Origin of the sequence: Mycolicibacterium peregrinum (genome assembly GCF_001665625.1) — a bacterium.
Taxonomy (GTDB): domain Bacteria; phylum Actinomycetota; class Actinomycetes; order Mycobacteriales; family Mycobacteriaceae; genus Mycobacterium; species Mycobacterium peregrinum_B.
Window position 1 is genome coordinate 38,519 of sequence record NZ_LZSY01000193.1, and the last position, 7,416, is coordinate 45,934.

General features: G+C 65.4%; 6 protein-coding genes. 2 read left to right on the forward strand and 4 right to left on the reverse strand.

Annotated elements, in window-relative coordinates:
• Window positions 1–102: 102 nt before the first annotated feature.
• Complete coding sequence (gene aceA, locus A5779_RS31035; protein ID WP_064887677.1) at window positions 103–2,382, forward strand: isocitrate lyase ICL2; 2,280 nt, start codon at window positions 103–105, stop codon at window positions 2,380–2,382.
• Between the two features lie 17 nt (window positions 2,383–2,399).
• Here the strand turns inward: aceA and A5779_RS31040 are convergent, their stop codons facing one another.
• From A5779_RS31040 to A5779_RS31055, 4 genes are all read right to left on the reverse strand, one after another.
• The gene (locus A5779_RS31040) at window positions 2,400–3,170 is read right to left on the reverse strand and encodes an SDR family NAD(P)-dependent oxidoreductase (RefSeq protein ID WP_064887679.1); all 771 of its coding nucleotides are present in this window, start codon (window positions 3,168–3,170) and stop codon (window positions 2,400–2,402) included.
• Entirely contained in the window at window positions 3,157–4,155 is a 999-nt protein-coding gene (locus tag A5779_RS31045) for a DUF7064 domain-containing protein (RefSeq protein WP_207549144.1), read from the reverse strand. Before A5779_RS31045 ends, A5779_RS31040 begins: the two co-directional genes overlap by 14 nt.
• A gap of 64 nt (window positions 4,156–4,219) precedes the next feature.
• Window positions 4,220–5,371, reverse strand: a complete 1,152-nt coding sequence (locus A5779_RS31050) for a sulfotransferase family protein (RefSeq protein ID WP_064887683.1) — start codon at window positions 5,369–5,371, stop codon at window positions 4,220–4,222.
• Between the two features lies 1 nt (window position 5,372).
• A complete protein-coding gene (locus A5779_RS31055) occupies window positions 5,373–6,248 on the reverse strand; it encodes an SDR family NAD(P)-dependent oxidoreductase (protein WP_064887684.1) in 876 nt (291 codons plus the stop codon).
• 122 nt (window positions 6,249–6,370) lie between these two features.
• Between A5779_RS31055 and A5779_RS31060 the strand changes: the two genes are divergently transcribed.
• Window positions 6,371–7,324 (forward strand): LysR family transcriptional regulator, encoded by a 954-nt coding sequence (locus A5779_RS31060; protein WP_064887694.1) that lies wholly within the window; start codon window positions 6,371–6,373, stop codon window positions 7,322–7,324.
• Window positions 7,325–7,416 lie beyond the last annotated feature (92 nt).

The window sequence follows — 7,416 nt, forward strand, 5'->3', positions numbered from 1 at the left end:
GTGGCTGCCGCTTGACATGGCGAACGATTTTTCCGCAACCGGTCCCTCGAATCGTCTCCACCGCGATAATCGAGGAAGCCGAGCTCGAAGAGGAGCAAACCCATGGCCACCATCGAAGCCAACGCAGAGACGTCACCGTTCCGGGAGGACGTCGAGGCCACGCAGGCCTACATCGACAGTCCTCGGTTCGCGGGCATCACCCGCCTGTACTCGGCGCGTCAGGTCGCCGAGCAGCGAGGCACGATCCCGGCGGACTATCCGGTGGCCCGTGAGGCCGCCACCGCGTTCTTTCCCTATCTTCGCGATCTGTTCGCCCAGAAGCTGAGCATCACCACCTTCGGGCCGTACTCGCCGGGGCAGGCGGTCGTGATGAAACGGATGGGGATCAGAGGGATCTACCTGGGCGGATGGGCCACCTCGGCCAAGGGGTCCATCAGCGAGGATCCCGGGCCCGACCTGGCCAGCTACCCGCTCAGCCAGGTGCCAGACGAGGCGGCAGGGCTGGTCCGGGCCCTGCTGACCGCCGACCGCAATCAGCAGTATCTGCGGCTGCGGATGACCCCCGAACAGCGCGCAGCCACCCCGGCCGTCGACTACCGGCCGTTCATCATCGCCGACGCCGACACCGGTCACGGCGGCGATCCGCATGTGCGCAACCTGATCCGCCGCTTCGTCGAGTCCGGGGTGCCGGGTTACCACATCGAGGATCAGCGTCCTGGTACCAAGAAGTGCGGCCACCAGGGTGGCAAGGTGCTGGTGCCCTCGGATGAGCAGATCAAACGGCTCAACACCGCACGGTTCCAGCTGGACATCATGCGAGTGCCCGGCATCATCGTCGCCCGCACCGATGCCGAGGCCGCCAACCTGATCGACAGCCGCGCCGACGAGCGCGACCAGCCGTTCCTGCTGGGGGCGACGAACCTGTCGGTGCCTACGTACAAGTCGTGTTTCCTGGCGATGGTGCGCCGGTTCTACGATCTCGGCGTCACCGAACTCAACGGGCATCTTCTCTATGCGCTGCCTGCCGGCGAGTATGCGACCGCAGAGGCCTGGCTGGAACGCGAGGGCCTCACGAACACGATCGCCGAGGCCGTCAAGGCCCATGTGGCCGGCGATTCGGTGGACGCGATGTTCGACAAGGTCGAGTCGGCGTTCGTCGAGGCGTGGCAGGCCGACGCCGGCCTGAACACGTACGGCGAGGCGGTCGCCGAACTGCTGGAGTTCCGGGAACGCGAGGGTGAGCCGGCCGCGATGAGCGCCGCGGACTGGCGTGACTTCGCCGCGCGGGCGTCGTTGTACACGGCGCAGGAGAAGGCGCGCGAGCTGGGCGCGGACGTGGCCTGGGACTGTGAGCGGGTCAAGACCCCCGAGGGCTACTACCAGGTGCGCGGCGGCATTCCGTACGCCATTGCGAAGTCGCTGGCGGCCGCGCCGTTCGCCGACATTCTGTGGATGGAGACCAAGACCGCCGACCTCGCGGACGCCAAGCAATTCGCCGACGCCATCCACGCCGAGTTCCCCGATCAGATGCTGGCCTACAACCTGTCACCGTCATTCAACTGGGACACCACCGGCATGACCGATGACGAGATGCGGGCGTTCCCTGCCGAACTCGGCAAGATGGGGTTCGTCTTCAACTTCATCACCTACGGCGGCCATCAGGTCGACGGCGTGGCGTGTGAGGAGTTCGCGACCTCCCTGCAGCAGGAGGGCATGCTGGCACTGGCGCGGCTGCAACGCAAGATGCGGCTGGTCGAATCCCCTTACCGCACACCGCAGACACTCGTCGGTGGCCCGCGCAGCGACGCGGCGCTGGCTGCCTCGTCGGGCCGTACCGCCACCACCAAGGCGATGGGCGCCGGCTCCACGCAGCACCAACATCTGGTGCAGACCGAGGTGCCCAAGAAGCTCCTCGAGGAGTGGCTGGCGATGTGGGGCGATTACTACAAGATCGGCGAGAACCTGCGGGTGCAGCTGCGGCCCCGCCGCGCTGGATCGGACGTCCTCGACCTCGGCATCTACGGTGACGGTGACGAGCCGCTCGCCAACGTCGTCGTCGACCCCATCAAGGATCGGCATGGCCGCAACATCCTGACGGTGCGCGATCAGAACACCTTCGCCGAGAAGCTGCGCAAGAAGCGTCTGATGGACCTCATTCACGTGTGGCTGATCCACCGGTTCAAGCCGGAGATCGTCTATTACGTGACGCCGACGGAGGACAACGTCTATCAGACCGAGAAGATGAAGGCGCACGGCATCTTCAGCGATGTGTACCAGGAGGTCGGCGAGATCATCGTGGCCGACGTGAACCAGGCCCGCATCGATGAACTGCTGGCACCCGATCGTGAGGCGCTGGGACGGTTGATCCGCAAGGAGGACTAGGGCTTCGACGGTTAAGCTCACTGCCGCATGTGTGATGCGCCGCCGATGTACCAGGTCTGTCCGTTGATCCATTCGGCCTCGTCGGACAGCAGGAACGCGGTGACAGCGGCCAGGTCGGCGGGCCTGCCCAGACGGGTGACCTTGGCGGCCATCAGGAACATCTGCTGTATCTGTTGATCGTTCTGCCGTTCCTGGGTCTCCCCCATGACCAGGCCCGGCATCACAGCGTTGCTGCGAATCCCCTTGGCCCCATAGTTGTTCGCCACGTGACGGGTCAGCTGATTGACCGCGGCCTTGGAGGCGTTGTACGCCACGTGCATGGGGTCGGTGCCGAGCGATCCTCCCGACGACGTGTTGACGATGCTGCCGCCGCCGTGTTCGAGCAGATGCGGCAGCACCGCCCGGATGGTGCGTACGAAGCCGAGCAGGTTGACGTCGAGGGTGCGGTGCCACACCTCGAGCGGGGTGTCCAAGATTGTGGTGTCGCGCCCGAGATTGTGCTCCGACAAGTCTGCGCCGACGTTGTCCAATCCGTGGACCGCGCCGAACTCGGCGATCGCGGCGTCGACGAGGTGACGGACGGATTCATCGTCGGCCAGGTCGAATTCGACCGCCACAGCCGCACCGCCCGACGCGGTGATGGTCTCGGCAGTGGCTTTGGCGCCCTGCATGTTGACGTCACCGACGACCACCGACGCGCCCTCTGCGGCCAACCGTTTGGCAGTGCCGGCTCCGATGCCCGTCGCTCCTCCGGCGACGATGAACGTCTTGCCCTCAAGCCCCAGCATCGAGGTCGATCTTCTCGATCGGGTTGGACCGTTCGAGCATCCCGAAGGTCTCCTCACCGTCCCACCGGTAGCGCACCCCGGCCTGTTGCAGGGCAGGGAAGTTCGGGTTCTCCTTCTTCATCTCGCGCACCGAGAACGTGTTGTCGTTGTGGTGGATGTCGTGGGTCGAGAAGACCGTCTCCCCCTCGATGTGCACCCGGCCGTCAGCGGTTTCCAGCACCACCGATACGTCCTCACCCAGTGCCTGCAGCTTTGTCAGCCACGGTGCCTGCACCGCACGTGCCGGGATCAGATCACCGTCGCCGGTGAAAAGATAACCCTCGTTGAAGGTGGGTTGCCCGTCGTCTCGCGGCGGGTAGGCGATGTAACCGAATGCCTTGCCGCTGGGGAAAATCGCCGACTGCCAGGCGTGCCCCCAGAAGCTACCCAGCTTGCGCACCCCCTGCCTGCGGATTCGCAGGCCGCTGCCGCTGAAGTCCTGACTGTCCCCGTTGATGGTCACCGATCCGCGCGCCCGGAACAGCTGCTCATAGCGGGGACCGCCCATCAGGTCGCCCTCCACCGAGTTCTTGATCCGATCCCCTGCCGCCTTCTGCAGTGAGCCCTGGATCCACGGAGGCACAGCCATATTCGCCTCGACGTGGAACGTCACGTCCACCAGGGGGCCGTCGGAGGTGCCGGCCACCAGATCGGCCGACGACGTCTCGACGGCCTTACCTGAGTACGTCATCGTCCAGGTCTGGAACGGCTCGACGCAGCGAAAGGCCAGCCCGCCCGCGCCGAGAACTGTCGGCCTGCCGTCGGGGCCCTCGGCCGGCAACGAAGGTGCCCCGTCGCGCAGGCGGTAGACCCGCCCGTCGGGGAACGCCAGATTGATCTGCATCTCGTGGTTGTCCCAGTTCGCCGCGACCGCCTCGATGCCGATACGGGGCAGCCCGATCTTGCCGCGGTCGTCGACCGTCCAAAAGCTCACGGAATCCCGCATTTCCGGGTTGTCCGGGCGCTGGGCGAAAACGAATTCGCGGGACGAGTCGATTCCGCCGGTGAGGTCAATTGCCATGCGCGTTCCTGTTCTCGTGAGTGGTCCAACGGGCGGCGTGTTCGGCATACCGGGCGAAGCGGGGCCGCACCTGATCCAGGTCGAGGTCGAACATCGCCGGGTCGGCGTGGGAGCTCGGCTCGCGTTCGGCGGCCGCGTGAGTCCACCAACTGTCCATCCGCTCGGCGAATTCGTCCGTCACAGGCTGTCCGAGCCAGGAGTACAGGGCGGTGACCTCGCCGATCGGGTCGGCCTGCATGGCCCGAAAATCGATGTCGTAGAACCGGTCCCCGTTGTCTTCGGAGCGAAAGCCCAGCGCCCGGTCCATACCGAGCGACCAGTGCTCGACGTTGAGCCGGCCGATGTAGGGCCGATCGATCTGATCGGTGAACGTGCCGATGATGTCGGCATACAGGTCAGCCACCGACAGGATGACGTCGGTCGGATCCCGGTGCGTCATCACGAATCTGGCGTCCGGGAACGCCTGGCCCACCGCCTGCAACCACAGTACGTGGGAGGGGCACTTCAGCCGCCAGGGCCGGTCGGGTTCACCCCACTGCAACAGCTTCATCACCCGGCGCTGGTACTTCAGAGTCGTTGTGAGATCGGCCTTTTCCACCAGCCAGGCCGAATACGTCGGCACCTGGGCGAAAGACTGGAACAGATGCGATTTGAAGTCCAGGGCCATCAGCTCGTGGCATTCCATGGGACCGTGCGTGTCCGCCGGGACATGATGCCGCGTACCGACCATCTCCCCTTTGTCGGGTGGAATTCGGGGGTCGGCGCCCAGCACCGTCGACGGCGGTGGGCACGGCTGCGAGGATTCCCACCGGCGCAGGTAGCGCACCTCAGGGTCCTGGGCGAGCAGCATCGACAGTGCTGTGGAACCCGTGCGCGGCAGTCCCATTCCGACGACGGGAGCCACGATGGGGACCTCGTCGATCTCCGGGTGGCGGCGGTACCAGTCTTCGACCTGCAGTCGCTGGGCGAGATACCCGACGATCCGGGGGTAGAGAAACGCCTCCCCGCGTGCGTTCAGCCGGGCCTCGGTCTCCAGCGACGCCACCAGGATCGCCAGGCCCTCCTCGAAGGAGTCGTCGCCGAAGTCCGTCAGTCCAGTCTGCTCGATGGCACTGGCTTTGAGGTCCGTGACCGTAGGCATCTCAGTTCATCCACTGCCCGCCGGCGACGTCGATCGTCTGCCCGCACAGGTAATCGGCGGCTTCCGACGCCAGGAACGCCACCATGTTGGCCGCCTCCTCCGGCAGCGAGGCCCGGCCGAGCTGCACCTGGGTGGTGATGGCCTCCAGGATCGCGCCGCGGCCCGCGAAGTGGGCCGGGGTCTTCGGATCGAGCAGGTACTCCATCATTTCCGGTTTGATCATGATCCCCGGCGCCACCCCGAGCACGTTCACTCCCCGCGGCGCGACTTCATGGGCGAGGTTTCGAGTGAACCCGACGACGCCCGACTTGCACGCGTTGTACACCACCAACCCACGCTGCTGGATGCGGCCGCCGACCGACCCGATGTTGATGATCTTGCCCGACCCTTGTGGCAGTAGGAATTCCAACGCGGCATGAGCGCCGTACATCATCATGGTCAGACTGCCCAGCACCGTGTGATCGATGTCGGCCTTCGTGTGTTTCTCGAACGGGCCGCCGACCACCATCACCGGGTTGTTGACCATGATGTCCAAGCCGCCCAGCTGCTCGTGTGCGATGTGAATCGCGTCGTGCACCTGATCCCAGTCGGACATGTCGGCCTTCACCGGGTGCGCCTTGACACCCCACCGCTGCTCGATCTCCTCCGCGCGGCGTTGAACCTTCTCGAAAGTGCGCCCGATCAATGCGACATCGGCCCCGAGCCCGGCCAAGCGATTGGCGATCGCCTGGCCCAGCCCGTCACCGCCCGCACCGGTGACGAACGCCTTCTTGCCCGAGAGGTCCATCAATTCGGTGACGCGCTTGTCGATGATGTGTCGGGGCAGGCTGTCGAGATTCAGGGCGGCGATGGCGTCGGCATCGTCATGGACCGTCATGGGGTTGGCTCCTCTCACCATGGCTTCGAGGGAAACGCTAGGGCCGCGGCGGAGTGCTGAGGTAATACCGATTTCGGCATCCAGTCATGCCGATATTCGATGGCTGGTATATCTCGATGGGTATGGACACCCACCGGCTCAAGTACTTCCTGCGCATCGCCGAGGAGCGGTCGATCACGCGCGCGGCCGGACTGCTCGGCATCGCCCAACCGGCTTTGAGCCGTCAGCTGCAACTGCTCGAAGAAGACCTCGGTGTTGCGTTGTTCACCCGCACCCGGCGCGGTGTCGAGCTGACCGAGGCCGGCGAGCGGCTGCGGGCCTCGACCGCGGGGCCGCTGCGCCAATTGGAATTGGCCGTCCAGTACGCCGGGACACCGTTGGCCCGGCTCGATCGGACGCTGCGCCTCGGCCTGCCGGAGTCGACGGTCGATGTCTTGACTGCACCCCTGCTCGGCAGCCTGGCTGCGGTTTTTCCCGAGGCCACCTTCTCGGTGACCGTCGGCAGTACGGACCATCTGGTCGAGGACATGCTCAAGGGCGCGGTCGACATCGCACTCGTCAACCCCGTGCCCGATGACCGGGTTTTCTATCGAGAGTTGTTGGCAGAAAGACTGTTCCTGGTCGGCGGACCCGAATCGGGCCTCGACGCCACGTGCGCCGTCGGGTTCGGCGATGTCGTCGGGCTGCCTCTTGTGGTGCCGCGTACGTCGTCGGGCGTCGGTACGGCTCTGCAGAATGCGGCGTTGCGCGCCAAAGTCCAATTCGGTCACCGGATCACGACCGATTCACTTCCGGCGATGAAGAATGTGATCGAGGCGGGTTTGGCCTACGGAGTACTGCCGCTGTCCGCCTGCCGTCGCGAAATCGACGATGGGCGTTTGCGATTCGCACCGATCGAGGATGCGACGCTCACTCAACGGCTGGGCGTCGCCGCGACGGCACAACTCGACCTACCACGCGAACTCAGCGTGAAGATCGGTGACACTATCCGCGAGGAAGTCGCGGCCCTGGTCAGGTCCGGCACGTGGACGGCGGACCTGATCGCCACTCGGCCGTGGAATCCGATGAAGGGATGATCCCCACTCCGACTGTCTCAGAAGGGTGGTGGTGGTCCGTTTTCTTCGGCGAGCCAGGCTTGGTAGTCGCGTTCGTAGGCGAGGTCGTTGTT

Coding starts and splice junctions, on each gene's coding strand:
- A5779_RS31060 (WP_064887694.1), top strand. CDS start 6,371: ATGGACACCCACCGGCTCAAGTACTTCCTGCGCATCGCCGAGGAGCGG.
- aceA (WP_064887677.1), top strand. CDS start 103: ATGGCCACCATCGAAGCCAACGCAGAGACGTCACCGTTCCGGGAGGAC.
- A5779_RS31045 (WP_207549144.1), bottom strand. CDS start 4,155: ATGCGGGATTCCGTGAGCTTTTGGACGGTCGACGACCGCGGCAAGATC.
- A5779_RS31055 (WP_064887684.1), bottom strand. CDS start 6,248: ATGACGGTCCATGACGATGCCGACGCCATCGCCGCCCTGAATCTCGAC.
- A5779_RS31050 (WP_064887683.1), bottom strand. CDS start 5,371: ATGCCTACGGTCACGGACCTCAAAGCCAGTGCCATCGAGCAGACTGGA.
- A5779_RS31040 (WP_064887679.1), bottom strand. CDS start 3,170: ATGCTGGGGCTTGAGGGCAAGACGTTCATCGTCGCCGGAGGAGCGACG.